Raw genomic sequence first — 2140 nt, forward strand, 5'->3', positions numbered from 1 at the left:
GCAGCCCCCAAGGCACATGCGGGTCGGGAATAAGGTCAATGAGATCGGCGCCAGCCGAATGCGCTTCCGCAATTTTGATCTGGTCAAGAACGAAGCGCAGATCATGCTCATTCAGTTTGACGGCCATTACCCTGACTCCCTTGATGCGGGCTACAAATAAAGAACCCGAATTCATTCAGTCCGGCTTATTAAAAGGCTCTGCCAATTGCCGGTTTCTTGGGGGACCGCGGGAGATAGCGTATCTCGGCGTGACCCGAGTGCTAATGATGAACGCATATCCAACAGAATTATCAGGGAAGAAAGTCCGGTTACTTTCCCTTACCTTGGTCGCCAAATTTGGTCCGACCAAAGGCGGAAACCAATCCCACTTTAGTCCGTTGCAATTCCCGTAATATTAGACGAAGCGATTTGCCGCCTGGAGCGCACCCTGTTTGACCGGCTAGGTGGAGTAGCCAATAAGGCATAGGCGGCGCCTATGAGTGCGACTATGTCGAAAGCTTCTGATGGCCCGATTTCTCGGGTTGGAGGTAACCATCCGGCCTGAACCGCGGCGGGCGAGTGCTGAGCATCGGCTACGCGGCTGCCCGCTCGACCCGGTGATGTTTGGCCGGCCAGTTCCACGGCAGGAGCTCGCCGAGGCGGGACTGCGGTGTGTCGGCGATGCGAGCGAGCACGTCGGCGAGCCAGGCCTGCGGATCGACGTCGTTCAGCTTGGCGGTGGCGATCAGCGTCAGCATGAAGGCGCAGCGGTCGGCTCCACGATCGGAGCCGGCGAAGAGCCACGACTTGCGGCCGAGCGCCAAGCCGCGGATCGCCCGCTCCGCCGCATTGTTGCTGAGGCAGATCCGGCCGTCGGTGGTGAAGCGGGCAAAGCCCTCCGAGCGCGTCAGCATGTAGTCCATGGCCTTGGCGACCGGCGCGTGGCGCGACAGGCGCGCCCGCTCGGTTCGCATCCAGTCCTCCAGATCGGCGAGAACGGAAACGCTCCGCTCCTGCCGGACGGCAAGACGCTCTTCGGCAGGACGGCCGTTCACCTCGCGCTCGATGTCGAACAGAACGTCGATGCGCTTCACCGCCTCCAGCGCCAGCGGAAAGATCGGTGCCGCGTTCTTTCCCCGCCGGGCGCTCCGGGCGATGTCGGCGAGTTCGAAGAACTTGCGGCGAGCGTGGCTCCAGCACAGCGCATGGCTCAGCGGCCGCGGATGCCGGTTGCCGTCATAGAGGCGGCCATATCCCGAGTAGGCGTCGGCCTGAAGAATCCCGCCATAGCCTGTGAGGTGGCGCTCGGGATGCTCGGCTGTGCGGTCGCGGGAGGCGTAGAACAGGGCTGCCGGCGGTGCCGGACCGCCAAAGGGACGGTCCTCGCGAATATACACCCAGACCCGGCCGGTCACCGTCTTGCCTTTGGCCAGGATCGCCACCGTCGTGTCGTCGCCGTGCAGGCGCTTTGCAGCGAGAACATGCTGCTCGATCAGGTCGTGCAGCGGGCGAAGGACAGGGACGCATGCGCCAACCTGGTCTGCCAGCGTCGACAGGCTGAGGTCGATCCCCTCGCGGGCATAGCGCTCGGATTGCCGGTTCAGCGGCTGATGCTGGCCGTACTTCTCGAACAGGATCATCGCGAGCAGGCTCGGGCCGAGGAAGCCGCGGGGCGTGGGATGGAACGGCGCTGGCGGCTGGGTGATCTTCTCGCACTCCCGGCAGGTGAACTTCTCCCGCACAGTCTGGATCACCTTCCACTGCCGCGGGATCACCTCCAGCGTCTCGGTAATGTCCTTACCGAGCTTCGACAGGCGGCCCGAGCCGCAGCACGGGCATTCGGTCGGCGCCGGAACGACCACCCGCTCTCTCGGCACATGCTCGGGAAACGGCTTCTTCGAGGGGCGCTTGCGAATGAATGCCTGAACGCTGGTCGTCTTCGCCGCGGCCTGCTCGGCCGCGAGTTCGTCCTCGGTAGCGGCAGCCTGCGCTGTCAAACGGCCTTCAAAATTGACCCCCGATCGGCGTCCAAAATTGGGTCTGACGCACTTTCGATGACGATCAGGCGGCGCCTAGCAAGCGGGCCTCAAGAAGATCAAGCTTGGCGCGCCCGTACATTTGCCGCTTCACGAGCTTGAGCTTGTTCACCTGGCCTTCCGTC

Annotated in this window: 1 pseudogene; it reads right to left on the reverse strand. The window is 63.3% G+C overall.

Annotation, left to right across the window (positions count from 1 at the left end):
* Window positions 1-572: 572 nt before the first annotated feature.
* Window positions 573-2009, reverse strand: a pseudogene (gene tnpC / locus J3367_RS20940) (IS66 family transposase); the annotation flags it as partial.
* Window positions 2010-2140 lie beyond the last annotated feature (131 nt).

The sequence above is a fragment of the Aurantimonas sp. NFXS3 genome, assembly GCF_049132005.1.
GTDB classification, from domain to species: Bacteria; Pseudomonadota; Alphaproteobacteria; order Rhizobiales; family Rhizobiaceae; genus Aurantimonas; species Aurantimonas coralicida.